The sequence below is a fragment of the Nocardia sp. NPDC005746 genome (assembly GCF_040630785.1).
In the GTDB taxonomy this organism is placed as follows: domain Bacteria; phylum Actinomycetota; class Actinomycetes; order Mycobacteriales; family Mycobacteriaceae; genus Nocardia.
In genome coordinates this window covers 92,670-118,551 of the sequence record NZ_JBEXYE010000021.1, presented here as the reverse complement: position 1 = coordinate 118,551, position 25,882 = coordinate 92,670, and the positions used below count along the sequence as shown (strand labels likewise).

Annotated in this window: 23 protein-coding genes; 14 read left to right on the top strand and 9 right to left on the bottom strand. The window is 69.9% G+C overall.

Annotated elements, in window-relative coordinates:
- Positions 1–677 (bottom strand): molybdenum cofactor guanylyltransferase (locus ABZ412_RS30490; protein WP_357286998.1); only part of this gene is annotated, 677 nt, incomplete at its 3' end.
- 354 nt (positions 678–1,031) lie between these two features.
- Here ABZ412_RS30490 and ABZ412_RS30485 point away from each other — a divergent pair.
- Positions 1,032–1,862 carry a helix-turn-helix domain-containing protein gene (locus ABZ412_RS30485; protein ID WP_357286995.1) on the top strand — a complete coding sequence of 277 codons (831 nt, stop codon included), beginning with the start codon at positions 1,032–1,034 and terminating at the stop codon, positions 1,860–1,862.
- Positions 1,863–1,905: 43 nt separating this feature from the next.
- On the opposite strand, the gene ABZ412_RS30480 is transcribed toward ABZ412_RS30485, so the two are convergent.
- Complete coding sequence (locus ABZ412_RS30480) at positions 1,906–2,760, bottom strand: alpha/beta hydrolase (protein WP_357286993.1); 855 nt, start codon at positions 2,758–2,760, stop codon at positions 1,906–1,908.
- A gap of 251 nt (positions 2,761–3,011) precedes the next feature.
- On the opposite strand from ABZ412_RS30480, the gene ABZ412_RS30475 reads away from it, so the two are divergent.
- On the top strand, positions 3,012–3,446 hold the full coding sequence (locus ABZ412_RS30475) for a hypothetical protein (RefSeq protein WP_357286990.1): 435 nt from the start codon (positions 3,012–3,014) through the stop codon (positions 3,444–3,446).
- A 44-nt stretch (positions 3,447–3,490) separates the two neighbouring features.
- Complete coding sequence (locus ABZ412_RS30470; protein ID WP_357286987.1) at positions 3,491–3,784, top strand: WhiB family transcriptional regulator; 294 nt, start codon at positions 3,491–3,493, stop codon at positions 3,782–3,784.
- A 103-nt stretch (positions 3,785–3,887) separates the two neighbouring features.
- Here ABZ412_RS30470 and ABZ412_RS30465 read toward each other — a convergent pair whose 3' ends face one another.
- On the bottom strand, positions 3,888–4,187 hold the full coding sequence (locus ABZ412_RS30465) for an MGMT family protein (protein ID WP_357286984.1): 300 nt from the start codon (positions 4,185–4,187) through the stop codon (positions 3,888–3,890).
- Positions 4,188–4,205: 18 nt separating this feature from the next.
- The gene (locus ABZ412_RS30460) at positions 4,206–4,982 is read right to left on the bottom strand and encodes an alpha/beta hydrolase (protein ID WP_357286981.1); all 777 of its coding nucleotides are present in this window, start codon (positions 4,980–4,982) and stop codon (positions 4,206–4,208) included.
- Between the two features lie 151 nt (positions 4,983–5,133).
- Here ABZ412_RS30460 and ABZ412_RS30455 point away from each other — a divergent pair, with 151 nt between their 5' ends.
- From ABZ412_RS30455 to nudC, 4 genes are all read left to right on the top strand, one after another.
- Positions 5,134–8,739 carry an ATP-dependent DNA helicase gene (locus ABZ412_RS30455; RefSeq protein WP_357287007.1) on the top strand — a complete coding sequence of 1,202 codons (3,606 nt, stop codon included), beginning with the start codon at positions 5,134–5,136 and terminating at the stop codon, positions 8,737–8,739.
- Complete coding sequence (locus ABZ412_RS30450; protein ID WP_357286979.1) at positions 8,736–12,776, top strand: ATP-dependent DNA helicase; 4,041 nt, start codon at positions 8,736–8,738, stop codon at positions 12,774–12,776. Before ABZ412_RS30455 ends, ABZ412_RS30450 begins: the two co-directional genes overlap by 4 nt.
- Before the next feature lie 119 nt (positions 12,777–12,895).
- Positions 12,896–13,954 carry a potassium channel family protein gene (locus tag ABZ412_RS30445; protein ID WP_357286977.1) on the top strand — a complete coding sequence of 353 codons (1,059 nt, stop codon included), beginning with the start codon at positions 12,896–12,898 and terminating at the stop codon, positions 13,952–13,954.
- A 26-nt stretch (positions 13,955–13,980) separates the two neighbouring features.
- Positions 13,981–14,901: an NAD(+) diphosphatase gene (nudC, locus tag ABZ412_RS30440; protein WP_357286974.1), complete on the top strand. Its 921-nt coding sequence runs from the start codon at positions 13,981–13,983 to the stop codon at positions 14,899–14,901.
- Positions 14,902–14,961: 60 nt separating this feature from the next.
- On the opposite strand, the gene ABZ412_RS30435 is transcribed toward nudC, so the two are convergent.
- Positions 14,962–15,213, bottom strand: a complete 252-nt coding sequence (locus ABZ412_RS30435) for a mycoredoxin (RefSeq protein WP_357286972.1) — start codon at positions 15,211–15,213, stop codon at positions 14,962–14,964.
- Between the two features lie 129 nt (positions 15,214–15,342).
- Between ABZ412_RS30435 and ABZ412_RS30430 the strand changes: the two genes are divergently transcribed.
- The 6 genes from ABZ412_RS30430 to ABZ412_RS30405 all read left to right on the top strand — a co-directional run bounded on the left by ABZ412_RS30430 (position 15,343) and on the right by ABZ412_RS30405 (position 19,976).
- Positions 15,343–15,765 carry an SRPBCC family protein gene (locus tag ABZ412_RS30430; protein ID WP_357286970.1) on the top strand — a complete coding sequence of 141 codons (423 nt, stop codon included), beginning with the start codon at positions 15,343–15,345 and terminating at the stop codon, positions 15,763–15,765.
- Positions 15,762–16,205, top strand: coding sequence for an EVE domain-containing protein (locus ABZ412_RS30425; RefSeq protein WP_357286967.1), 444 nt, complete (start codon positions 15,762–15,764; stop codon positions 16,203–16,205). The genes ABZ412_RS30430 and ABZ412_RS30425 overlap by 4 nt, the downstream gene beginning before the upstream one ends.
- Positions 16,202–16,666 carry a MarR family transcriptional regulator gene (locus tag ABZ412_RS30420; protein WP_357286965.1) on the top strand — a complete coding sequence of 155 codons (465 nt, stop codon included), beginning with the start codon at positions 16,202–16,204 and terminating at the stop codon, positions 16,664–16,666. Before ABZ412_RS30425 ends, ABZ412_RS30420 begins: the two co-directional genes overlap by 4 nt.
- Before the next feature lie 212 nt (positions 16,667–16,878).
- Positions 16,879–19,035, top strand: coding sequence for an ATP-dependent DNA helicase UvrD2 (locus ABZ412_RS30415; RefSeq protein ID WP_357286962.1), 2,157 nt, complete (start codon positions 16,879–16,881; stop codon positions 19,033–19,035).
- A gap of 105 nt (positions 19,036–19,140) precedes the next feature.
- Positions 19,141–19,521, top strand: coding sequence for a hypothetical protein (locus ABZ412_RS30410; RefSeq protein WP_357286959.1), 381 nt, complete (start codon positions 19,141–19,143; stop codon positions 19,519–19,521).
- 113 nt (positions 19,522–19,634) lie between these two features.
- Positions 19,635–19,976 carry a WhiB family transcriptional regulator gene (locus ABZ412_RS30405; protein WP_357286956.1) on the top strand — a complete coding sequence of 114 codons (342 nt, stop codon included), beginning with the start codon at positions 19,635–19,637 and terminating at the stop codon, positions 19,974–19,976.
- A gap of 154 nt (positions 19,977–20,130) precedes the next feature.
- Here ABZ412_RS30405 and ABZ412_RS30400 read toward each other — a convergent pair whose 3' ends face one another.
- The 3 genes from ABZ412_RS30400 to ABZ412_RS30390 all read right to left on the bottom strand — a co-directional run bounded on the left by ABZ412_RS30400 (position 20,131) and on the right by ABZ412_RS30390 (position 23,974).
- Positions 20,131–21,519: an AarF/UbiB family protein gene (locus ABZ412_RS30400; RefSeq protein WP_357286952.1), complete on the bottom strand. Its 1,389-nt coding sequence runs from the start codon at positions 21,517–21,519 to the stop codon at positions 20,131–20,133.
- 44 nt (positions 21,520–21,563) lie between these two features.
- Complete coding sequence (locus tag ABZ412_RS30395) at positions 21,564–22,394, bottom strand: hypothetical protein (RefSeq protein WP_357286949.1); 831 nt, start codon at positions 22,392–22,394, stop codon at positions 21,564–21,566.
- A 164-nt stretch (positions 22,395–22,558) separates the two neighbouring features.
- Entirely contained in the window at positions 22,559–23,974 is a 1,416-nt protein-coding gene (locus tag ABZ412_RS30390) for a zinc-dependent metalloprotease (RefSeq protein ID WP_357286947.1), read from the bottom strand.
- 85 nt (positions 23,975–24,059) lie between these two features.
- Here ABZ412_RS30390 and ABZ412_RS30385 point away from each other — a divergent pair, with 85 nt between their 5' ends.
- Positions 24,060–25,085: a PDZ domain-containing protein gene (locus tag ABZ412_RS30385; RefSeq protein WP_357286945.1), complete on the top strand. Its 1,026-nt coding sequence runs from the start codon at positions 24,060–24,062 to the stop codon at positions 25,083–25,085.
- Positions 25,086–25,103: 18 nt separating this feature from the next.
- Here ABZ412_RS30385 and ABZ412_RS30380 read toward each other — a convergent pair whose 3' ends face one another.
- On the bottom strand, positions 25,104–25,712 hold the full coding sequence (locus ABZ412_RS30380) for a PPA1309 family protein (protein ID WP_357286942.1): 609 nt from the start codon (positions 25,710–25,712) through the stop codon (positions 25,104–25,106).
- Positions 25,713–25,882: the final 170 nt, after the last annotated feature.

The following is a 25,882-nucleotide window of genomic DNA, read 5'->3' as shown; positions in this document are numbered from 1 at the left end:
GCCGTGAGCTCGTCCGATCGGCCGCGGCGCGCTGGCAGCGGGGAGATGCTCCCGCGCAGCACATTCCGCGCCTCGTCGAGCCACAGCGGTTCGGCCGAACGGACCGCGCCGGTGCGCGCCCGGCGCACATCCTCGGGAGTGTCGCAGTCCTCGACTCCGGGCAGCGCGACCATGGCGGTGTCGACCGGCACCAGCGCCTTCATCGGCCGATTCACCAGGGAATCCAGGGATTTCAGCGCCGCGTCCAGGGCGGCGCGGCGCCACACCCCGACCAGGTATTGCGGGCGGCCCGAGGCGTCGGTGGCGAACACCGCGTCGCTCCCGGATTCCCTTGCGTGGGACAGCAGTTCGCTCACCGCGGCGGCGGTGAGGAACGGCATGTCGGCGGCCAGCACCACGATCAGCCCGGCCGGGAACTCACACCCGGCCAGGGCGCCCAAGCCCGCGGCGATGGCGGCGACGGGGCCCGCCCCGGCCGGTATCTCCTGTGCCTGAAGTACTTCTGGCGGCAGTTCGGGCCGGTGCGGTCCGACCACGACCGTGCGCGCGCAGCCGGCCACCGCGGTGAGCGCCGCGTCGAGCATGGATTGCCCGCCCACGACCAGCGCGGGTTTGTCCACACCGCCCATCCGGCTGGCCTTTCCTCCGGCCAGCACGATGGCGTCGACGGGTGTCACGATCCCGTTCCAGGGTGGGGGCGTGTCAGGGCCTCACTGCGCATGGTTGAAGATCGTAGTGGCACGCTGTTCAAGGGTCGCCGGGCACGCCGGAAACCTGCGCTTGCTAAGCAATTGCCGATAGTCGTTACGTTATGAGATGTGGCACGACACATAGTAGAAATGGTCTTGTTTTAACCTTCGGAACAATCGCATATGGCAGTATCCGAGTCGAGAACTGGCGGAGTATGCGGCGTTCGTCACAGTTCGCACCAGGCGTCACACCGGGTCCCACTGTCCGGAACCAGGAGGACTCAGAGCGATGAAGGTTGGTTTGCTGAGTGTTTGTGGAGAGGGAACGGCGTGGTGCTGGGCGTGAAACCGGATAGGGACTCGGACGATCTGAAGCCGCCGACCTTCGGATTGCTGCTGCGCCGGTTGCGTGATGCGCGAGGCGTATCGCGCGAAAGACTCGCCTTCAACGCCGGGGTGAGCGCGAGCTACATCAGCCATTTGGAGAAGGGCGACCGTGGCCACCCCACCCGTGAAGTGGTGGACGCGCTGCTGCGATATCTGGACCGAATAACCCCGCTGTCCGCCGTCGAGCGTCGCCATCTGCTCGATCTGGCCGGACTGGGCGTGAGTGAATTCCCCACCGTGGAGCAGCTGCGCGCCGAAATAACCGACGACATGCGCCGGGCCCTCGAGCTGCACGAGCCGAATCTGGCCGCCTACGTCGATACGCGCTGGAATGTGCTGGCGTGCAACGAAAGTTACGCGCGCGCATTCCCCGGGCTGGAGCGCGACACCAATATCCTGCGCTGGTTCCTGGGCAACGACGCGGCGCGTGAGGTGATGGTCGAGTGGGAGGAAGAGGTCCGGCTCACCGTGCACTGGTTGCGAGGGCTGATCGCGAGCTCCGGAGATACCGCCTGGTCGGTTGAATTTCTCGCAGAACTCGGACGTTTCGGACTTTTTCGGGAAATGTGGGACGAGGGCGTCGCCGCCTACGGACGGCCCCGCGCCACCATGCGCCTGCGCGAGCGGGAGACCGCCCGGCGCTTCGATATCGCGGTCCAGCTGTTCAGCGTCTTCAACGCCGCCTATCCCAGCCAGATCCAGATCTTCCTCGGGATTCCGAGCTGGCACGAGGCCGGGACCTCCCCCGATGGGACCGCGTTCGGCGATGGCGCCGGCCTGCCGTGACCGCCATGGGCACGGCCCGCAGGGTTGCCGTGCGCTCGACCGGCTACTGCGCGGCCTGAACTTCGCGCGCGGCCCGATTCCCGCGCATGGCCGGCCACGGCGCCGACCGCGCCCGCTTGCTCTCACGCCGCGCGGTGCACTGCTCGACCAGCCGGATCAGCAGGGGCGCAACGACTTCTGGATGGGTCCAGGCCGCACCGTGCCCCGCGCCGGGGATGGTCACCACGCCGTCGGCTCCGGACAGCCCGGCGGTGAGCGCCTCGGATTTCTGGGATGTGCTGTTGCCGTCCTGGCTACCGCGCACCACCAGCGCCGGGGCGGTGATCTCCGATAGTCGGTGCAGTACCGAGCGCCGGTCCATCAGGCAGCGGGCCGCGGGCATGATGGCCGTGCGGTCGGAGCTGTACCAGCGGCTGGTCCAGGCTCGCCACTGCCGCGGATCGGTGCCGCCGATGAGCTGCGGGGCCAATTCGGCCACCAGTGGCGCCAGCGGTTCCTCTCCGCTCCAGCGTTCGAAGAATTCGCGATAGTAGGCCAATTCTGCGGGCGTGCACGCGGTGGCCTCGGTATCGATCAGGGCGAGCCCCTGGACGCGTTCGGGCGCCAGCAATGCCATGCGCAATGTGGAGTAGCCGCCCTGGCTCATTCCGCCGATGACCGCGCGCTCGATTCCGAGTTCATCGAGCACGGCCAATCCGTCGGCCGCGAGATCCCAATAGCTGAACGGTTCGCCATCGGGTGTCTGTGTCCGTCCGTGGCAACGCGCGTCGACTGTTACGAGATTGATACCGGCGGCTGCCAGGGATTCGCGCATCGGATCGAACATCGACTCGTCCATGAAGAAACCGTGGGCGAGCAGTAGCGTGGGGTCGCTGACCTGGCCGGTGGTGTAATGCACTGTTGCTGAACCTGATCGCACATAAGGCATGGTCAGACCATAAACGGCGGAACACGCCACTCCCTATATGTTTGCCCGCGTGGTGCCAGGCACCCTGCGGTGCGGTTCCCGGCGGGTACCCACACTGGCCAGTGTCAGTACTGCTAGGGGTTTGCCCCAGATTGCCCCAAAACTGGACAACAAGATCACGGGGCCATTTAAATCAGCGCATGGCGCTTATGGGACAAGCGCATTTTCAAGGGAGGAAACAAATGTTCGACGTCACCACTGCCCGGCGGAACGACTTCCGGATCGACCGCGGCGCGGGATTGCGGGAGTCGCTCGAAGGCCTGTTGCTCCATGACGGTGTCGGCCTCGATGCCCGTATGCGCCACGCGATCGCCGCGGTCGTTCACCTCGCGGTCGACGCGCCGCTGGGCATTCCGGAGGACGCCGAGGAATTCCTGGGCCGGCTGGACGCCTCGTGGTTGTTCGCCGCGTGGAATGACAGTGATCAGGAACTTTCTCTTCTGAATACCCTCGCGGGCGGCGAGGTTCCGGCATTGAGCTGGTGTGAACTCATGTTCACCACCGCGCTCGCGCCGTGGTCGGCGGCACCGGCGGCTGTGCACGCCCGTCGCATCTTCGTCAATGGTGAGCAGGCGCGGTTGGCTGCGGTCAGTGGTGACTGCGGCATAGGTCGATAAAAACCATACCGCGCGTCTTTCTTTCTGATACTTGTATTGAAGGGATGAGGATAGTGAAGCTGCTTTTCACCAATTTCGATGCCATGTTCGAATCTCTCGCCCGCCGGGACGGAGCCGACTCCGAATCCTGGCACCAGCAGGCCCTGTGCACCCAGACCGACCCCGAGGCATTCTTTCCCGACAAGGGCGGCTCCACTCGCGAGGCCAAGCGCATTTGCTCCTCGTGCGACGTCCGCAAGGAATGCCTCGACTACGCGCTCGCCCACGATCAGCGTTTCGGCATCTGGGGCGGACTCTCGCCGCGCGAACGCCGCCGGTTCGAGCGCGGCGCGGCCTGATGGCCCTTCCGGCCCGGCAATTTCGTCGATCCGGCCGGAGTTTTTCCATGATTTTCGTTTGTAGGGAACAGAATTCCTCCGTGGCCCGGGGCCGGTAGCCGGTTCAGTCTTCGAACCGGAACCGAGCCCGCCGCAAGTCCACGCGATCCCCGGCCAGCGGGCAGCCCTCGGCGGCCAGCTGGGCCAACTGCCGGTGCGCCAAATGTGGTGCGGGCGTGCCGTTTGCGCGCAGCACCCGATGCCACGGCAGATCGGCGGCGTCGGTGCGCATGATCCAGCCCACCGTGCGCGGTGTGGACAAGCCCGCCGCGGCCGCGATATCGCCGTAGGTGGCGACCCGGCCGGGCGGAATCGCCGCCACCAATTCCCGCACCCGCTCGATTTCGGCTTCGGTGGTGGGCATTTCACGCCTTCCGTGAGATCAGAGCAGAGTGCGGACCAGTTCCGCGGTCCGCGCGGGGCGCGCCTGCGACACCATGTGGTCGCAGTCGAAGTCGTGGACGGTGAGCCGGTCGCCCAGATGCGCGGTCAGCGCCGCCCGGAAGTCCGGGGACACCAGCGGCGGATCCACCTTCATCGCCTGCACCATGACCGTCGGCAGATGACGCGGCGGCAGCACGAAGTCGCGCGCGATCTCACCCCAATAGGCGATGATCGCGGGCAGCGTCATCCGCCAGCCGACCCGGCCGTGCGCGGTCGGCACCAGATGCTCGGCCAGCTCGGCGTCCAGCACCGCGGGATCGACCTCGCCCCACGCGGTCTCCAGCTTGTCGAAACGGGCCTGCTCGACACTCTCGTAATCCGGCGACGCCAGCATGGAGGTCGCGATGCCCAGCATGCGCTCGGCGTCCAGGCCGATGGCCGGATCCAGCAGCACCAGACCGCGCACCAGCTCCGGTCGCCGATGCGCCAGATGCACCGCGACGGCCGCGCCGAACGAATGCCCGAGCGCCACCACCGGTTCGCCGGTCCCGAGTTCCGGCAATGCGGCGAGATCATCCACGATCGCCTCGAAATCCCACGGCGGCACGCCGGGCGACCTCCCGTGCCCGCGCAGATCCGGTGCGATGATCCGGACGTCGGGGAGATGTTCGTCGGCCAGGGCCTGCCAGCGCTTGCCATGGCCCGTCAACCCGTGCAATGCCAGCACGACCGGACCGGTCGGGGGACCGAAACGATGAGTATGAAGCTCCACCACACGCCCATTCTGCTGCCTGCCCGCGCCGCAGGACATCGCGGTCCGTGCCCGCCCTGGTTGATCATGAACGCCTCGTGGAATGTGACAGGCGGCACGGACAACTCATGGCAAACGAAGACTGTCGGGCCGGTCTGTTGAAATAGCCGACGTGATGCGATCGGATAGCTCGGTGCAATTGGTGCGCCGAGCCGAGGCGGAGACACTCCCCCGGGAGTGGGACCCCGCCCTCCGGCCGCTCTTCCACGAGCTCGGCGCCGACCCCGGCTGGCAACCCTGGCACGTGCTCGGCGGGCCCGGCACCGGGAAGACCACGCTGCTGGCCGAGGTGGCCGCCGCCCGCATCCTGGCCGGGGCCGCGCCGGAATCGGTGCTGGTGCTCACCTACACCAAGCGGGCCGCCACCGCCGTGCGCGCGGCCATCACCGCCCGCGTCGCCGCGGCCGCCGGCGATCCGGCCGGGTTCGATTCCACCGCGTTCGATCCGGACGTGGCCGGCGTGCCCGGCGCGACCCGGGGGCCGCTGGTGCGTACCGTCCACTCCTACGCCTTCGGCCTGCTGCGCTCCTTCGCGGCCGCCCACGGCAATCCTCCGCCGCGCCTGCTCACCGGATCCGAACAGGACATCGTGATCCGCGAACTGCTGCGCGGCGACCTCGCCGACGGCGCCGCCGGATGGCCCGAACGCCTGCATCCGGCCCTCACCGCGGCTGGGTTTGCTGAACAATTGCGGGACCTCATGTTGCGGGCCACAGAACGCGGTCTGGGACCCGAGGATCTGATCGAACTCGGCCGCGAACATCGTCACCCCGAATGGGTCGCCGCCGGCTATTTCGCCGAACGCTACGAGCAGATCATGATGCTGCGCTGGTCGGTCGGCATGGACGTGCCCGAGGCCAGCGCGCCCGCCCTCGATGCCGCCGAACTCGTCACCGCCGCTCTCGACGCCTTCCGTGCCGACCCGGAACTCCTTGCAGCCGAACGTGATCAGCTGCACTGCGTGCTCACCGACGATGCCCAGCATCTCGATCCCCATGCCGCCCAACTGATCCGCCTGCTCGGCTCCGGCAACGCCACCACCATCATCGCCGCCGATCCGGACCAGGCCGTCTACACCTTCCGCGGCGCCGACCCCCGCTTCGCCGCCGATCCCGGCACCCCGGCCGACCGTCGCATCATCCTCCGCCGAAACCACCGCTCGGCCACCGCTGTCCAAGAAGTAGCCGACCGCATCGCCTCCCGCCTCCCAGGCTCCGCGACCCATCGCACTCCGCCCGGCCCGCACGCCGAACCCACTCGCGACGGGGCAGGGCGTTCGAACGGCGCGCGGACCATCACCGCGCCCGAAATGCCCGAAATGCACTCGGGTGCCGCGCACATCGAGGGCGAAGTGCGGGTGCAGGTCCTCACCACACCCGCCAAGGAGGCGGCACTGATCGCCGACCACCTGCGCCGTGCCCACCTCACGCACGGCGTGCCCTGGTCTCGGATGGCCGTGATCGTGCGGTCGGTCCCGCTGTCCCTGGCCCCGCTGCGCCGGGCCCTGCTCGCTGCCGGGGTGCCGGTCCGGCAGCCGCCCGCCGATGTCCCGCTCGCCCGGCGACGGGGCGCGGCCTGGATGTTGTTGGCGCTGCGCGCGATCACCGCCGGTGACCCGACCGCCGTCCGGCGCCCGCGACCCATCGCCTTCACCGCCGACGACGCGCTCGACCTGCTCGCGGGCCCCCTGGGCGGCGCCGACCAGATCAGTCTGCGCCGGCTGCGCCGCGGCATCCGGCGCACCGTGATGGAGCTCGGCTATCCACAGCATGACGACGCGGACGCCGCAGCCACAGCGCCCGAACAAGCGGCGGAACCTGTTGTGGTGGAGTCTGATTCGAGCCGCGAGCGCGAGCCCTCCGACACGCCTGGTCCGGCCGACCCGGCCGCCCGACCCGCCGCGCCGCCGCAACGGCTCGCCGCTGACTTCGACGGGGGTGCCGATCGTTTCGCCGATCTGGACCGGTCGTCAGCCGAGATCCTCCGGGATCTGCTGGTGGGAACCGGGAATCGGGTCCTGCTCGAGAAGCTGACCACCGTGGAGGCCGCGCCCCTGCGGCGCGTGCTGAAGGCGCTGGGCCGGGCGCGCAAGCTGCGGCGCGAAAGAGCTGGTCTCGAGGACGTGATGTGGGGCGTGTGGACTGCCTCCGCCCTGGAACGACACTGGGTGGGTCAGTCCGAGCGCGGCGGCGCGGGCGGCATGCAGGCCGATCGGGACCTCGACGCGGTGGTCGGGCTGTTCGAGGCCGCTGCGGCGTACGTCGACCGGCTGCCGCGCGCCACCGTCGAGGGCTTCGTGGAATACCTCGAGCAGCAGGTGATTCCGCAGGACAACGCGCCGATCACCGACCCGGGCGAGGCGGTGACCATCTGCAGCGCGCACGCGGCCGCGGGCCAGGAGTGGGACACCGTGGCGGTCGCCGCCGTCCAAGAGGGGATCTGGCCCGACCTGCGGCTGCGCGGCACCCTGCTGGGCGTCGAGGAACTGGTGGACCTGCTCGCGGGCGTGGGCGGCTCGGGAGAGAGAGTCAGCCGGTCCGCGCCGCTGCTGGCCGAGGAGCGGCGGCTGCTGCTGGTCGCGTGCAGCCGGGCCCGGCGGTCGCTGCTGGTCACGGCGGTCGAATCGGTCACGGGGGACCAGGATCTGGTGCCGTCGCGCTTCCTCGGCGAGCTGGACGCCGACGCCGCCGACGGACGCCCGGGCAAGATTCCACCGGCCGTGGACCCGGGCCGCGCCCTGGCCATGCACGCCCTGATCGCCGAATTGCGCACCGCCGCTTGTGATCCCGAGTCCGCGCCGGAACGCCGCGCCCGTGCGGCCCGGCAACTGGCGCGGCTGGCCCAGGCGGGCGTGCGGGGCGCGCACCCCGACGACTGGTACGGCACCGCCGAACTCTCCTCGGTGAATCCGTTGTGGGACAGCGAATCCGGTGTCATTTCCCTGTCCCCGTCCACCGTCGACCAGCTCGAGACCTGCCCGCTGCGCTGGGCGCTGGAACGCCACGGCGGCAGCGACGCCGAGAACCCGCACGCCCTCAAGGGCAATCTGGTGCACACCTTGGTGCAGGCGCTGGCCGGGCAGGTCAGCGAGATCCAGGTGAAGCAGGCCCTGGTGAAGGCGTGGAAGAAGGTCGACCCGACCGCCCGCGACGGCGAGAACTGGCATTCCCGGGCGGAATTGCGCCGCACCGAGACCATGGTCGACACCTTCCTGGCCTGGCTGCGCAATACCCGCGACGAGCTCACCGCCATCGGCGTCGAGGTCCCGGTGGACTGCGTGCTGCCCGCCCGCGGCCCCGGCGAGGTGCCGGTGCGGATCACCGGCCGCGTGGACCGGGTGGAGCGAGATGCCCTGGGCCGCTTCGTCATCGTGGACGTCAAGACCGGCAAGACCCCCATCTCCAAACAGGCCGCCGAGGAGCACGCGCAGCTGGCCACCTACCAGGTCGCCGCCGCCGAGGGCGCGCTCGGCGAGGGCGAACCCGGCGGCGCGCGCCTGGTCTACGTCGCCAAACCCAATGCCAAGGAAGGCGCCACCCAGCGCACCCAGCCGCCACTGGACGCCGCGGGCGTCGACAGCTGGCGCGACATCGTGCACCACGCCGCCGACGCCTCGAAGGGTCCCAGCTACCTCGCCATGCGCAATGACGGCTGCCGCCACTGCAAGGTGGCGGGCAGCTGCCCCGTGCAGGACCGCGGCCGCCAGGTGACCGACGAGTGACCACCGCATCGAACGGCGAACCGGAGGCGGGCGACGACCGGGCCGCCGGAGGCCGCGTCACCCCGCGCCAACTGGCCGACGCGCTGGGCCTGCCGCCGCCCACCGACGAACAGGCCGCCGTCATCGCCGCCCCGCCCGGCCCCACCCTGGTGGTGGCGGGAGCGGGCGCCGGCAAGACCGAGACCATGGCCGCCCGCGTGGTGTGGATGGTGGCCAACGGCCTGGTCGAACCCGATCAGGTGCTGGGCCTGACCTTCACCCGCAAGGCCGCCCAGCAGCTCACCACCCGCATCCGCACCCGCCTCGCCCGGCTCGCGGGCGCGCCCGTCGTCCGTGACCTCGACCCCACCGGGCACCTGCGCGCCCAGCTCGCCGCCGCCGAACCCGAGATCAGCACCTACCACTCCTACGCGGGCCGCCTGCTCACCGAGTACGGTCTGCTGCTGCCGGTCGAACCCACCGCCACCCTGCTCACCCAGACCCAGCTGTGGCAGCTCGCCTACCGCGTCGTCTCCACCTGGGACGGCGATCTGGACACCGATCGCAGCCCCGTCGGCGTCACCGAAGCCGTCCTCGCCCTGACCGGCCAGCTCGCCGAACACTTGGTCCATCCCCGCGAATTGGCCACGGCCCACCTGGAATTGGAGCGCCTGGTCCACACCCTCCCCGCCGGGCCCCGCCAGAAAGGCGGCCCCAAACGCGCCCTCACCGACATCGTCGAAGCCCAGCGGGAGCGGGTGGCCCTGCTCCCACTGGTGGACCGCCTCGCCGAGGAACTCCGCCGCCGCGGCGCCCTCGACTTCGGCGCCCAGATGTCGCTGTCCGCCCGCCTCGCCGCCACCCACCCGGAAGTCGGTGTGGCGGAACGGGACCGCTTCCGCCTGGTCCTCCTCGACGAGTACCAGGACACCGGCCACTCCCAGCGCATTCTGCTTTCCTCCTTGTTCGGCGCGGCCGCCATGGGCCCGGAATCCACTGTCCCGTCCGGTGATACGGCCACGGCCCCGCTGTCCGGTGATGCGGTCGCGCTGTCGAACGACCGTGCCGCGGCGCCGGCCGGCGGCGCGGGGCACCCGGAGCGGGGTCGGGAGAACGGTCGAGACCCGGTGCGGCGGCCCACCCGCGCCGATGACGCCACCGGCCCCGGCGAACCGGCCGACTCGACCGCCGCGCGAGCACGGCGGCAGCCGCTGGCGGTGACCGCTGTCGGCGACCCCATGCAGTCGATCTACGGCTGGCGCGGCGCCTCGGCGGCCAATCTGCCGCGGTTCACCACCGACTTCCCCAGCGCGCCAGGGATTCCCGCGCCGGTGTTGCCGCTGCTCACCAGCTGGCGTAATCCGCCCGAAGCGCTGGATCTGGCCAACCTGGTGTCGGATCCGCTGCGCGAGCGGGCGGCGCGGGGCGGGGGAGTGACGGTGGACGCGCTGCGGCCCCGGCCCGACGCCACCGACGGCCTGGTAGCGCTGGCGCTGGCGGAAACCGTCGCGATGGAACGGGAATGGGTGGCCGAACGGATCGCCGCCGAATGGGCCGAGGCGGCCGAGGCCGAGAACCCGCCGCCGACCTCCGCGGTACTGGTGCGGCGCAATGCCGACGCCGCGCCGCTCGCCGAGGCGCTGCGGGAGCGCGGGCTGCCGGTGGAGATCGTGGGCCTGGGCGGGCTGCTGCACACGCCGGAGGTCGCCGATATCGTCGCCACCCTGCGCCTGATCGCCGATCCGGCCGCGGGCAGCGCCGCGGTGCGCCTCCTCACCGGCGCGCGCTGGCGCATCGGCGTCTCCGATATCGCGGCCCTGTCCCGCCGCGCCCGCGAGCTGTCCATTCGCCGCCCGGCCGGGCAGACCGACGCCATCACCGACACCGCCACCCTGGACGAGGCGCTGCGTGAGGTCGCCCCCGAACCCGCCGAGAAGGCGGGCCTCGGCGACGCCATCGCGGATCCCGGTGAGGCGGAACAGTATTCGCCGCAAGGCTTCGCCCGCATCGTGGCGCTGGGCCGGGAACTGGGCGCGCTGCGCGAACGCTCCGGACAGCCGCTGGCCGAACTGGTCGCCGACGTCGAGCGCACCATCGGCGTAGGCGTGGAGACCCAGGCCCGCCGCACCCACGCCGCCGCCGGGCGCGAACACCTCGACGCCTTCGCGGAGGTGGTGGCCGGCTACACCGCTGACCACCGCTCCTCCCTGACCGGGCTGCTCGATTTCCTCGCCGCCGCCGAGGAGGTCGAGAACGGTTTGGAGCCGGGCGAAGTCGAGGTCGCCCACGACCGGGTCCAGGTCCTCACCGTGCACGCCGCCAAGGGCCTGGAATGGGAGGTGGTCGCGGTCCCGCACGTGGTGGACGGCACCTTCCCCTCCGGCACCGGCACCGCCACCTGGATGGGCGCGCTCGCCGAACTCCCCACCTCGCTGCGCGGCGACCGCGCCCAGGAGGACGCCACCGACGGCGTGCCCGTCCTGGACCTGACCGACCTCTACGACCGCGCCGACCTCGAACGCGCCCTCGACGAACACAAGAAGGCCCTCGCCGCCCGCCGCCTCGACGAGGAACGCCGCCTGTTCTACGTGGCCCTCACCCGCACCGAACGCGCCCTGTTCGTCTCCGCCCACCACTGGGCCGAGACCGGCTCGAAACCCAAGGGCGCCTCCGGGTTCCTGCTCGAACTGAAGAACGAGACCGAGACGCCGGGCTCCTCGCTGTCCGGCGGCGTGCAGATCGACCGCTGGGACGACCCGCCGCTGCCCGGCACACCCAACCCCTTCACCGACAATCCGCAGACCGCCACCTGGCCCCGCGACCCGCTCGGCGCCCGCCGCGAATTCGTGGAAGAGGGCGCGGCCCTGGTCAAGGCCGCCCTCGACGTGCTGCGCGACGAATCCCGGCCCGAACAGATCGAACTCGACTTCGGCCCCGGATTCGGCGCCACGGCAACCGATCCCGAGACCACCGCCGGCGCGTCGGACGACCCCGACGACGAGGACCCCGAGGGCTGGGCCGAGGACGTCGACGCCCTCATCGCCGAGCACCGCGCCGCCGAACAATCCATCCGCGAGGTCGAACTCCCCGGCCAGCTCGCCGCCACCGCCCTGGTCGACCTGCGCGCCGATCCCGCGAAACTCGCTGCGCGCCTGCGCCGTCCGCTGCCCTACCCGCCCAGCCCCTACACCCGCCGCGGCACCGCCTTCCACGCCTGGCTGCAACGCTGGTTCGCGGGCGCCCGCCTGCTCGGCTTCGAAACCCTGCCCGGCGCGGCCGACACCGCCGACACCGACGCCGACCTGATGCGCCTCCAGGAAGCCTTCCTCGCCTCCCCGTGGGCCGACCGCAATGCCGTGGAAGTGGAGATCTCCTTCGAGACCACCATCGCGGGCACCGTGATCCGCGGCCGCATGGACGCCGTCTTCCGCCGCCCTGACGGGGCCTGGGTGATCGTGGATTGGAAGACCGGCGCGGAACCCCGGCGCGGCGAAGAGGATTCGGTCGCCGTGCAGCTGGCCGTCTACCGGCTGGCCTGGGCCCGGCTGGAAGCCGCGCGCAGCGGCCGCCCCGAAGCCGACGTGCTGGCCGAGACCTTCGCGGCCTTCCACTACGTCCGCTCCGGTCGCACCATCGCGCCCGCGCACCTGCCCGGCCCGGCCGAACTCGCCGCCATCATCACCACCGCGGCTCCCCGTCGCGCGCCGCAGGCACCGCCGCTGCTGGACGAACCCCCGCTGCCGGACGAACCGGACTACGACGACCCCGGGCCCACCGAACCGGTCGAGGTCGAATTGCTGCGCCCCCGACCCGCTTCGGCGCGTCCCGGAACGCCGGAAGGCGCCGCACCCTCGGCGCGCCCGGGCTCAGAAGCGCCACTCGGCCCGGATGCGCCGCCGGACTTCGAGCCACCCGCGGACGCGGACACGGGTTCCCGGTCCGGCACACTCCGGGATCCCTTGCCCGACTTCGACATCCCGCTGTCCGACTTCGATTTCCCACCGGATTTCGAGCCGCCGCCGGACCCGGAATACCTGCCGCCCGACCTCCAGGGATGAGTCCTGGTCGCGGTCCGAGTTCGCGACGCGCCCCGCTGGGAACCGCCGCGCCCTGTTTCGCCCGGTACGCTCCGGACCTGTGCCGCTGCCAGAAATGCCAGAAATGAACGGTGATTCGCGTGTTGGGTGATTCCTCGCGCGGACTGGCCGGGCTCACCGATCGGCCCGACTTCGCGCTCGTCGGTGTGCTGCGGATCCCGTCCGCGCAGTCCAGCCCCTGGTATTCGCTGCTGCGGCGGCTCGGCCTGGCGGTGCTGCTGCTGATCGGAGCCACCCTGGTCGTGTACGTCGGCCGCGACGGCTACAACGACAACGCTCGCGAGCACATGGGTCTGCTGGATTGCGCGTACTACGCGACGGTCTCCCTGTCGACCACCGGCTACGGCGACATCACCCCTGTCACCCCGTCCGCGCGGCTGATCAATATTCTCGTGGTCACGCCACTGCGGATCCTGTTCCTCATCGTATTGGTCGGCACCACCCTGTCCGTGCTCACCGAACGATCCCGGCAGGCGTTCAAGATTCAGCGATGGAGGCGCACCGTGCGTAATCACACCGTGGTAGTCGGCTACGGCACCAAGGGCCGCACGGCCGTGGACGCCATGCTCGCCGACGGCGAACAGCCCAGCAATATCGTCGTCGTCGACACCGACCCGCAGGTGCTCGAATTCGCCGCTAACGCCGGACTGGTGACCGTGCAGGGCTCGGCCACCAAGTCGGATGTGTTGCGGCTGGCCGGGGTTCAGCACGCGTCGGCCGTCGTGGTCGCCGCCAACCGCGACGACACCGCGGTGCTGGTCACCCTCTCCGCCCGCGAGATCAACCCCAAGGCAAGGATTTCCGCCGCCGTCCGCGAGGCCGAGAACACCCACGTGCTGCGCCAGTCCGGCGCCGACTCGGTGGTGGTGTCCTCGGAGACCGCGGGCCGGCTGCTCGGCATCGCCACCACCAAGCCCACCGTGGTCGACATGATCGAGGACCTGCTCACCCCCGACGCCGGTTTCGCCATCGCCGAACGCGACGTGGAGACCGAGGAGATCGGCGGCTCCCCGCGCCACCTGCGCGACATCGTGCTCGGCGTGGTCCGCGACGGCAACCTCATCCGGGTCGGCGATCCCGAGACCGACGCCCTCGAGGCGCACGACAAGCTGCTGTATCTGCGGCGCGTCCACGCCTGAGCGGCGCGCCCGTCTAGTCTCGGGGTGTGTCAGCTTTTGAGCTCAATGCCGTTCCGGTGCTGTCGCGGACCTCGCTCGACCGCGCAGAACACCTCCGCTCCGACGAACAGGCGCTGAAAGAGGGCTGGCCCCAGGCCAAACTCCTCCGGATGAACAAGCGCGGCCAGGTCCGCGTCGACCAGGGCGGGGTGGTGCTCGAGGCCGCGCTCACCCTCTCCCCCGAACGGGCCCCCGAGGCCGTCTTCCTCGGCGTCGACGGCGACATCCACCTGTGGGCGGTGCGCGACAACACCATCGAGGGCGAACTGGCCGATCTGCGCGCCTTCGGCGCCACCCTCGACCTCGACGACTTCGGCACCGGCCTGCTGGCCACCGCCATCGCGGTCCTGAACTGGCACGACAAGGCCGCCTTCAGCCCGGTCGACGGCAGCCCCACCACATCCGCCAATGGCGGCTGGTCCCGGATCAGCGAAGCCGGGCACGAGGACTTCCCGCGCACAGACCCGGCCGTCATCTGCCTCATCCACGACGGCGGCGACCGCGTCCTGCTGGCCCGTCAGCACACCTGGCCGCAGGGCCTGTTCTCACTGCTGGCCGGATTCGTGGAGGCGGGGGAGTCCCTGGAACGCTGCGTCGAACGCGAGATCAAGGAGGAGGTCGGTGTCGACGTCCGCGAGATCCGCTACCTGGGCAGCCAGCCCTGGCCGTTCCCGCGCTCGCTCATGCTCGGCTTCGCCGCGGTCGGCGACCCGGACCAGCCTCTGGCCTTCAGCGACGGTGAGATCGCCGAGGCGTACTGGTTCACCCGGGCCGAGGTGCGCGACGCGCTCGCCGCGGGCGCATGGGGATCGCCCACCGGAGCCACCGGCGGCGAGGCGAAACTGCTACTGCCGGGCTCGATCTCGATCGCCCGGACCATTGTCGAATCCTGGGCCGCCGAGAACTGAGGTGGCGCAACAGGAAGCCGCACACCTACCGGTGTGCGGCTTCTTCGGTATCCAAGGGGCTCAGCCGATGGCGGCGAGGGCTTCCTTGACCTGATGCAGGCTCGGGTTGGTGGCGGTCGATCCGTCGCGGTACTTGATCGTCGGCACAACATGATTGCCGTTGTTGACGCTGCCGACGAACTCGGCGGCCTCGGGGTGGTCTTCGATGTCGATCACCTCGTAGGTGATCCCGGCCTCGTCGAGCTGGGTCTTGAGGCGACGGCAGTAGCCGCACCAGGTCGTCGAGTACATGGTCAGATCGGTAGCAGTCACGGTCGATGCAACATACTCACCGCCGATCGTGTTCCTGCCGCGGGGTCATTGTGAGCGGATCGACGGTGGCTCGGAACCGATCGCGGACCGGGGGTTGACGGATAAATAGTAAGCGCGCATACTAATTTCATGACGTTCATCGCCGAAGCCTCCGCCACCTCGACCGCCACTCCCGCCGCCTTCTTCACCAAGTGGGCCGACATGGCCACCTGGCCGGAGTGGAACCAGGACACCGAATGGGTCACCCTCGACGGCCCGTTCGTCCAGGGCGCGACCGGCGTCCTCAAGCCCAAGGGTGGCCCCAAGACCAAGTTCGTGATCACCAAGCTCACCGACTCCGAATTCATCGACACGTCCAAGCTGCTCGGCGCGCGGCTGATCTTCGCCCACGAGGTCGCCACCATCGCCGGCGCCACCACCGTCACCGTCCGCGTCACCATGGAGGGCCCGCTGCGTGCTCTGTGGATCAAGATCATGGGCGCCGGCCTGCGCGAATCGCTGCAGCGCGATGTCGACGCGCTGGTCGCGGCCGCCGAGGCGGTGCTGGTATGAGCACCCGGTACTGGCTCGGCGTCGTCTCCCGTGACCACGTCCGCCGCGGCGTCGAACTCGGCTTCGCACAAGCCAACCACGGCAAACGCGCCGCCGTGGAACGCATGCACGCCGGAGACGGACTCGTCTACTACTCGCCTCGCACCGGCATGCGCGAGGGCGAACCGATCAAGGCCTTCACCGCCCTCGGCACCATCGCCGAGGGCCCGGCCTGGCAGGTCGAGACCGTGCCCGATCCGGCAGCCGGGGGCGGCTGCTTCCGTCCGTGGCGGCGCGCGGTCGACTACGACCACACCGCCCGCCAGACCCCCATCGACACGCTGCGCGGCGAACTGGACCTGACCAGCGTCCCCAACTGGGGCATCGTGCTGCGACGCGGCCTGATCGAACTCACCGCCCACGATTTCGCCGTCATCTCCCGCGCTATGGTCGGCCGGTGACGGCGAATGACGGACTGCACACCGAATTCGAGCATGCCGACGAAAGCCCCGGCCTCTTGCTCTGGCAGGTGACCAACCGCTGGCAGGCCGCCCAGCGTGCCGCCCTGGCCCCCTTCGACCTCACCCACGTCCAGTTCGTCCTGCTCGCCTCCCTGACCTGGCTCACCGCCCGGTCGGGCGGCGACCCCGTCACCCAGCGCGACGTCGCCGACCAGGCCGCCACCGACCCCATGATGACCTCCCAGGTCCTGCGCACCCTGGAACAGAAGGGCCTGCTCGAACGCCACGAACACCCCACCGACAAACGCGCCCGCTCCCTGCGCCCCACCGAATCCGGTGCCGCCCTGGTCAATCGGGCCATCGGCGCGGTCGAAGCCTGCGACCGCGACTTCTTCGACCCGCTCGGCGCACAGACCCCGCGCTTCACCGAGGCGCTGCGCCGCCTGCGCGACCGCGACTGAATCGCGATTCCGCGACACCACGACGCCGTGGCTGTGCCAACGTTGCGCCCGAACGGACGCGTCGACTTTTGCCGGGCGGTGGTGTCGACTTTCGCCCCGGACCGCTGCGTCGACTTGTGCCCCGGGCGGGTGCCGACTCGCACCCGGGCGGCGGTGCCGATTTCGCGCCGCCACGCGGATGGCCGCCATCCCTGTCGGACGGCGCTGTCATGATGGAGCGCGTGACTGCCGCGACCACCCAGGCCCAGCTCCGGCTCGACGACCTCGATGCCGAGCAGGCGGCGGCCGTGCGCGCGCCCCGGGGACCGGTCTGCGTGCTGGCGGGCGCGGGCACCGGCAAGACGCGCACCATCACCCATCGCATCGCGCACCTGGTGTCGGCCGGGCACGTCCGGGCCGATCAGGTGCTCTCGGTGACCTTCACCGCCCGCGCGGCGGGGGAGTTGCGGAACCGGTTGCGAGCGCTGGGTCTGAGCGGCGAGGCCGGGCAGGTGCAGGCGCGCACGTTCCACGCCGCGGCGCTGCGGCAGCTCAAGTACTTCTGGCCGCAGGTGGTCGGCGACGTGCCGTGGCGGCTGATCGACGGCAAGTTCCCCATCGTGGCCCAGGCCGCGGGCCGGGCGGGCCTGCCCACCGACACCGACAGCCTGCGCGATCTGATCAGTGAGATCGAATGGGCCAAGGGCTCGCTCATCGCGCCCGAGGACTACGCGGGCGAGGCGGCCCGCCGCCACCGCGACGTGCCCTACGAGGCCAAGAAGGTCTCCACGGTCTACACCTATTACGAGGCGCTGAAGAACACCCCCGACGGCCTGCTGCTCGACTTCGACGATCTGCTGCTGCACACCGCCGCCGCGCTCGAGGACTACTCCTCGGTGGCCGAGGAGTTCCGCGGCCGCTACCGGTGTTTCGTGGTGGACGAGTACCAGGACGTCACCCCGCTGCAGCAGCGGGTGCTCGACGCCTGGCTCGGCGATCGCGACGACCTGACCGTGGTCGGCGACGCCAACCAGACCATCTACTCGTTCACCGGCGCGAGTCCCACGTTCCTGCTGGACTTCTCGCGCCGCTTTCCCGAGGCCACCGTGGTCCGGCTGGAACGCGACTACCGGTCCACCCCGCAGGTCGTGTCGCTGGCCAACCGGGTGATCGGCGCGGCCCGCGGCCGCATCGCGGGCACCCGGTTGCAGCTCATCGGCCAGCGTCCCGACGGTCCGGAACCGGCCTTCGCCGAATACGACGACGAGCCCGCCGAGGCCGCCGCCGTGGCCAAGGCGGTCGCCGAACTGCTGAGCAATGGCGTGCCCGCGGCGGAGATCGCCATCCTCTACCGCATCAACGCGCAGTCGGAGGTCTACGAACAGGCGCTCACCGAGGCGGGCATCCCGTATCAGGTGCGCGGCGGCGAGGGCTTCTTCCAGCGGCCGGAGGTACGGCAGGCGGTGTCCGCGCTGCGCACCGCCGCCAATCGCGACGACCTGCCCGATGCCCGCGGCCCGAAACTGGTGACCCTGGTGCGCGCGGCGCTGGCCGGCGTCGGGCTCACCAAGGAGGAGCCCGTCGGCGTCCAGGCCCGGGAGCGCTGGGCCTCGCTGGTGGCGCTGGTCGCCCTCACCGAGGAATTGGCCGAGGCCGAACCCGAACTCGATCTGTCCGGCCTGCTGCGCGAGCTGGCCGCCCGCGCCGAGGCCCGCCACCCACCGACCGTGCAGGGCGTCACGCTGGCCTCGCTGCACGCGGCCAAGGGCCTGGAGTGGGACGCCGTCTTCCTGGTCGGCCTGGCCGACGGCACCCTGCCCATCCAGCATGTGCTCGGCCCGGACGCGACCGTGTCCGACGAGGCCGCGCTGGAGGAGGAACGCCGCCTGCTCTACGTCGGCGTCACCCGGGCGCGTGAGCACCTCCAATTGTCCTGGGCGCTGGCCCGTTCCGCGGGCGGGCGCAAGGTGCGCCGCCGCTCCCGGTTCCTCATCGGCCTGGTCCCCGACGACTCCCCGGCCTCGCGCATCGCCACCCACACCACCGAGCGGCCCAGCGGCCCCAAGCGGGTCCACCCGACCTGCCGGATCTGCGGCCGCCCGCTGCTCAATACCCAGGCCACCATGCTGGGCCGCTGCTCGCGCTGTCCCGCCGACATCGACACCGGACTGCTCGAGGCGCTGAAGGAATGGCGCCGCGACAAAGCCGACGAGCTCAAACTGCCCCATTTCGTGGTGTTCAGCGATACGACCTTGACAGCGATCGCCGAACAACGCCCGGCCGACGATCGTGCCCTGGTCGCGATACCCGGGATCGGCGCGAAGAAGCTCCAAACCTACGGCGCGGAGGTGCTCGCCGTTGTGAGGTCGAAAACCGCAGGTCAAAAATAGGTTGTGCGTATCTGTATGGATACCTAATGTGGTTCAGGTGCACAGGGGAAGACCCCGTGCGCGACAAGCACTGATCGCAAACGAGTGAAGGAGGGAGGCAGACCAATGAACAGCAACGCAGGCATCGCGACGACCGGCATCACCGCCGGCCGCGTCAGCATGGCGTCAGTCATGTCCGTTGCGCCCGTCTCCCTGGGAATCCTCGCTTCGCAGGGGATTCGTATGTCCAGCCTCAGTGGCGATCTTGGTCTTCAGGTCTTTGCAAGCAAAGCCCAAGCGGATCAGCAGATCGTGATCAAGCAGGACAAGCCCAAGGGCAATTGGTACCCGGCAACCGCAGTCGTTGACACCGTCACCGGCTCGGCCGTCGAAACCGTCACAGGCGCAACCGGATCCGAGCGACCGGTGCATCTGCTGGCAGCCCGCCCCAACACCACCGACCCAGCGTCCGTGAACAGGAGTCGACACAGAAGTCGACTCAGGTAGGGATTCACCTCCCAGACCTCCTGGCCACGGATCGCGACAGACGCGAAACCGTGGCCATAGTTTTATCGGCCTCCAGCCACCGGCACCGGTTTCGCGAAACCTACGAACGACCGATGCACGAGCTGAAGGAGAACGACGTGTCCACCACGGTCATCCGTGAACGAGTGACATGCCGCAACACCGTGGCCAACACGACCGCCCGCACCCGCCGGGCCGTCACCATCAATGTCCCCTGCCGCGCCGGCAACCCCGACCTGTGGTTTGCCGAGTCCCCGGCTCAGCTGGAAGAGGCCAAGGCGCTGTGCGCCAGCTGCCCGATCCGTCAGGGCTGCCTGTCGGCCGCTCTGGATCGCGCCGAGCCGTGGGGTGTCTGGGGCGGTGAGATCTTCGACCAGGGTGTCGTGATCGCCCGCAAGCGCCCGCGTGGCCGCCCGCGCAAGGTCACGGTGGCATGACCGCCCCGGCTTCCGGGGGAATGGAACGCATACGACCCGCTTACCTGGAGGTAGGCGGGTCGTTTTGCGTGTGGGGACAACTTTCGTAGCTCTCAGGGGCTTCCCCTGAAACCCTTTTCGCCAGAGTGCCGGGGGCTTCCCCGAAAACCCTTGTCTACGAAGCCGCGCGGCGGGTTTCGGCGTAGCCGGGGACCCAGTCGTTCATCAGTTTCATGAAGGGCACTTCGGCGTCGAGCTGGGCGCAGATGCCGACCGAGCCGCCCAGGACCCGGAAGATCATCACGTGTTCGGCCGGAAGTTGCAGGGAGCGGGCCGTTTTCATCATCTCGGCATTGGAGATGTCGGTGGCCTTGCCCGCGACGCGCTGCATCCAGCGGCGGGTGAAATGGAAGGTCTCGGTCTTGATCGGGTCGGTGAAGGGGCGGAGATAGTCCTGAATCTCCTGGATGCTCACCGTCTTTCCGGGAATGACCCAGCCATGGTCGTGCAGCAGCGCCACCAGCTCGTCGAAGCGCTCCTCGACCTCCAGCGCCACCAGTTCACCCAGGACCTTGGGGAAGCCGTTGGGCAGCGGCGCGCAGGCGCCGTAATCGATGACCGCGAGCCGCCCGTCCTCGAGCACCATGAAGTTGCCCGGATGCGGATCGGCGTGCAGCAGTCCCGCGATGGCCGGTGAGCTGAAATGGAATTCGCCCATCAGCGCCGCCACCCGATTGCGCAGCTCGACCGTCCCCTCCGGATCGGCCATGCCCTGCTGGATGATTCGCGAGACCGGGGTGGCGTTGTCGAGCCACTCGGTGACGATCACCTTCGGCGCGCTGGCCACCACCTTCGGCACCAGGAAGCGCGGGTGCCCGTGGAACGCCTTGGCGAACTGGCGCTGGTGCCCGCCCTCGATCCGGTAGTCCAGCTCCTCCTCGGTGCGTTCGCTGATCTCGGCGAGGATCGGCTTGATCTCCGCGCCGGGGATCAGCGCGCTCATCATGCCCGCCATCCGATTGAGTGTCTTGAGATCGGCGCGCAGCGCTTCGTCGGCGCCCGGGTACTGCACCTTCACCGCGACGGTCCGGCCGTCGGACCAGATCGCCTTGTGCACCTGGCCGATGCTGGCCGAGGCGGTGGGCTGGTCGTCGAATTCCCGGAACCGTTGCCGCCAACCGGTTCCCAGCTGCTGGTCGAGCTGCCGGTGCACGGCCGCGACCGGCATGGGCGGCGCGGCGGCCTGCAGTTTGGTGAGCGCCTCGCGGTAGTGCTCGCCGAACTCCTCGGGGACGGCGGCCTCCATCACCGACAGTGCCTGTCCGAACTTCATGGCCCCGCCCTTGAGCTCCCCGAGCACGGCGAACAGCTGTTCGGCGGCCTTCTGATTGAGCTCGGCGTTGATCTCCTGCTTGTCTCCCCCGGCAAGTTTGCGGCCGAATCCGACGGCCGCCCGCCCTGCGATGCCGAGCGGAATCTTGGCCAGCTTGGCATTGCGGGAAGAGCGCTTGCTCACAATCTCTGACACGTTCCCATCATGCCGATGTCCCAGACGGTCCGCCATGGGATTCGCGTGTTCTGCCGGGTGACGAGGGGGAGTGGTTTCCATCACACCACCGCGTCCGCGCCGCAACCGCAGTCGGGATGCGGCGTCCAGGCCCGCCGATCCAGCCGCGGGATGTCCGGGTCCCACTCCAGGGTGGCGTTCAAACTCGCGGGTGGCCGCTCCGCGCGGCCGCGGGCGACGGTCTCGATCTCGCGCAGCGCCAGCGCCGCGGTGAGCGTGGCCACCGCCGGGGAGGCGCACCCGACCCGGCCCAGCAGCTGCGCGGACAGGTGCGGCCAGGCCGGTTCGGCCGCCGTGCGGTACAGGTCCGCACAACGCAGGCACGCGGTTTCGCCCGGCAGCACCAGCGGGCCGACGATCCCGGCCCCGTCGCGGATCCGCACCTGCAGGTGCGGGACGCGCGCCCGCATGAGGTCGGCGACCAGCGCCGGATCGGGCACCAGCGTGTCGGACAGCACCAGCAGATCCGGCCGCTCCGGCCACGGCCCGCCGCTGCCCGGCGCGCCCGGACGCCCATGAGAGTGCTTGGCCCGCAGTCCGATCCGGTGCAGCCCATCGAGCAACGCGTCCGCCAAGGGCCCACGCCCATGCACCCGCACCGCCCGCAGCCGGCTCCGAGGTTCCGCCGCCGCCAGCAAACCGGCATCCGCCAGCTCCCCGAGCAGCGTCCGCGTGTCCTCGACCTCGAACCCCAATTCCCGCGCCTGCCGGAGGATCTCCGACTCGGTCCGCGACCCGTCGAGCAGCCGAACCAGCGCAGGCCCCGATTCGACCGGACCAGGCGGTCGCACGATGACCGCACGCTCCGGACTCCACCCGAGCTGCACCGTGCCGTTCGGCCGCACCAGCACCGCGATTCGCGGATGCAACATCGGTCCGCGGGTATAGGGGGTCGCCCCGCGCGTCGCGGTTGGGGCGGGGGCTGTTGCTGGTGGGGATGTCATTGCCGTCATAGCGTCAGTCTGCGGGTCCCCGGAAATGCGGAAGCCCGCGAAAACGCTTGTTGATCAGCGCTTTCGCGGGTTATCCACAACTCTTATTTCGCGTCTTCCCCGTCCGAGGTTCCGGCCTCGGCGTCGCCGCCCCGGGCCTCCTTCTCGGCCCGCTCGCGCGCCTCGGTCTCGGCCAGCTGCGCCAGCGGATCGTCGAACACCGTCGAGCCGCCGCCCAGCACCGAGTCGATGAAGCCCGCGGGGGAGTCCAGATCGGAGGAGTCGGGCAGCAGGTCCGGGTGTGCCCAGACGCCGTCGCGCTTCTCCAGGCCGGTGTCGTCGGTCAGTCGCCGCCACAGCGCGGCGGCCTCGCGCACCTTGCGCGGCCGCAGTTCCAGACCGACGAGGGTCGCGAAGGTCTGCTCGGCGGGGCCGCCGGTCGCGCGGCGGCGGCGCAGCGTCTCGGCCAGCGCGCCCGCGCCGGGCAGCCGGTCGCCCACGGCGTCGCTCACCACGGTCTCCACCCAGCCTTCGATCAGGGCGAGCAGGGTTTCCAGCCGTTCCAGCGCGGCCTTCTGCTCGGGCGTGGTCTGCGGTTCGAAAGTCCCTTGGGACAGCAGCTCTTCCAGCTTGGACGGATCCTGCGCCAGGGTCATCGGGTCCAGGCCCGCCGCGGCCTGCTCGATGGCCGAGAAGTCCATCTTGATGCCGCGCGCGTAGTCCTCGACCGCGCCCAGCACCTGCTGGCGCAGCCACGGCACGTGCGCGAACAGCCGCTGGTGGGCGGCCTCGCGGGCGGACAGATAGACCAGGATCTCGCTTTCGGGCTGCTCGAGCCCGGCGCTGAATTCGGAAATGGCGGTGGGCAGCAGCGCGGCGGTGCCGGCGGGACCCAGCGGCAGGCCGATGTCGGTGGAGGTCAGCACCTCCTTGGCGAGCTGGCCCAGGGCCTGGCCCAGCTGCGAACCGAAAGCGAGCCCGCCCATCTGGCCCAGCATGCCCATCATCGGCCCGGCGAATTCGCGGGCCTCGGCCGGCAGCGTCGCGGTCCACATGCCCGAAACCTGTTCGGCCACCGGGTCGCAGAGCCGCTTCCAGGTGGGCAGCGTCTCCTCGATCCAGTCGTTGGCGGTCCAGGCGACGGTCTTGCTCGCGCCGGCGGGGAAGGTGGTGGCCGCGTCGAGCCACAGTTCCGCCAGGTGCGAGGCGTCGGTCACGGCCTTCTGCGCGCCCGCGGAGACCGGCGTGACGTTCGCGCCCAGCTGCTGGCGGGCCAGCCGCTTGGCGATGTCGTAATTGACCGGTCCGGCCTGGGCCGCGCCCGGCTGACCCATGCTGGAAAACATGGCGCCCAGCTGCGAGAGCATCTGGCCGAGTTGCGAGGGATCGAATCCGCCACCGCCCGGACCGGCCATGCCGAATCCGAACGGGTTGTTCGCACCAGAACCGCTGGACTCGTCGCCGGGCTTGCGCTCCGGGTCGTCGTCGCGATTCGAGAATCCGAACGGGAAATCACTCATACCCACTACGGTACTGGAGCCGCGGATCACACGAACCGCCGAGCGGAGCGCGGCAATGGCCTCGATGACCAGTACCCTTGGCCGCGTGAACCGTCGGATATTCACCCTGCTCGCCGCTCTGATCCCGATTCTGGCGCTGGGTATCGTTGGCAGTGTCGTCACGGTGCCGTTCGTGGCGCTCGGACCAGGTCCGACCTTCAATACGCTGGGCGAATTCGACGGCAAACAGGTGGTCGACGTGCAGGGCGCGGAGCTGAAATCCGCTTCCGGCAATCTCAATATGACGACCGTGTCCGTTCGCGATCAGCTGAATATCTTCGACGCGTTCCGGCTGTGGATCGGCGGTGAACACGGATTGGTGCCGCGCGCCGAGGTGTATCCCCCGGGGCAGACACGTGACGATGTAGACAAATCCAATCAGCAGCAGTTCAAGGATTCCGAGGACTCCGCCGAATTGGCGGCGCTCAACTATCTGAAGCTGCCGACCGCGGTCCAGCTCGCGAATGTCTCCGATGACGGCCCCGCCAAGGATGTGCTGCGCAAGGGTGACGAATTGGTGATGGTGGACGGCAAGCACATCGTCACCGCGAAAGACGTTGTCGCCGCGGTCTCCTCGGTCAAGCCCGGCACCGCCATCGGGGTGGTCTTCCGCCGTGACGGCGTCGAGCAGACCGCCGAGATCACCCTGGCCCCGCGCCCCGACGACTCCGGCAAGGGCTACCTGGGCATCACCCCGGACGAGATCTCCAAGGGCCCGATCAAGGTGGCGTTCAACCTCGGCGAGATCGGCGGCCCCTCGGCCGGACTCATGTTCACCCTCGCCCTGATCGACAAGCTCACCCCCGGCGACCTGTCCGGCGGCAAGTTCGTGGCGGGCACCGGCACCATCGATCCGGACGGCAAGGTCGGCCCGATCGGCGGCATCCAGTACAAGATGATCGCCGCGCGCGAGAAGGGCGCCGAGACCTTCCTGGTCCCGGCCGCCAACTGCAACGAGGCCGCGCAACGCACGCCCGCGGGCCTGCGCCTGGTGAAGGTCGAGAACCTGTCCGGCGCGGTCCAGGCTCTCGACGACATCAATGCGGGCAAGGACGCGCCGACCTGCGGCTGACCCTCGCCCGGCGCGGGGTCAGAACTCGTCGGGGTCGTTCTCGAGGGTGTGCCGCAGCGCCTCGACCAGATTCGGGGCGAGGTTCGGGGCGGTGCGCAGGTCGAGGTCGCCGAACGGGTCCTCTTCCTCCTCGCTGGGCCGCACCTGCAGCAGCGACAGCGAGGTGCCGTCGCGCAGCACGCCGACGAACAGCCGGGCGTCGCGGCGTTCGGCGTGGGTGAGCGCCGCCTGGCGACCGGCCTGATCGGCGGCGTCCCGGTCGGCGAGCAGCGGCGCGATGGCGTCGTCGAGCGACTGCTCGGCGGTCGGCGGCAGCACCACGATCTGCTGCACCAGCACACAGCCCTCGACCGAGGCCGGCCAGCTGGTGGTGCCCAGGAATTCGTCGAGTGCCATGGCGTCGGCCTCCCCGGCGATGTCCTCCGGGAACGGCTCCTGCGCGATGGGAGTCAGCGCGTCCTTCTCGTCGAGCTGATCGAGCAGCGCGGGCTCGGCGGCGACCAGGTCCGCGGTCGGGACCAGCGCGAACATCTGCGGCGGTCGATCCCAGCCTTCACCGTCGGCATACTCCGCGACTTCCCGAATGCACCGGTACAGGGCCGACGCCGCCCACTGCTCTGGATTCACCCGGTCATCCTCGCATCTCGTGAATACCTGTCCGACGCGGCAGGTGTTGGGCCGCGCGGCGGGCGTTTTACGTAGAGTGGGGCGCGAACGGTCCCCTGGGACCAGCTCGCATCATCGGACTGCGACGTTCGGCGCCGGTTTCCCGGCTCGGACGTCGCCGGACCCTGGGA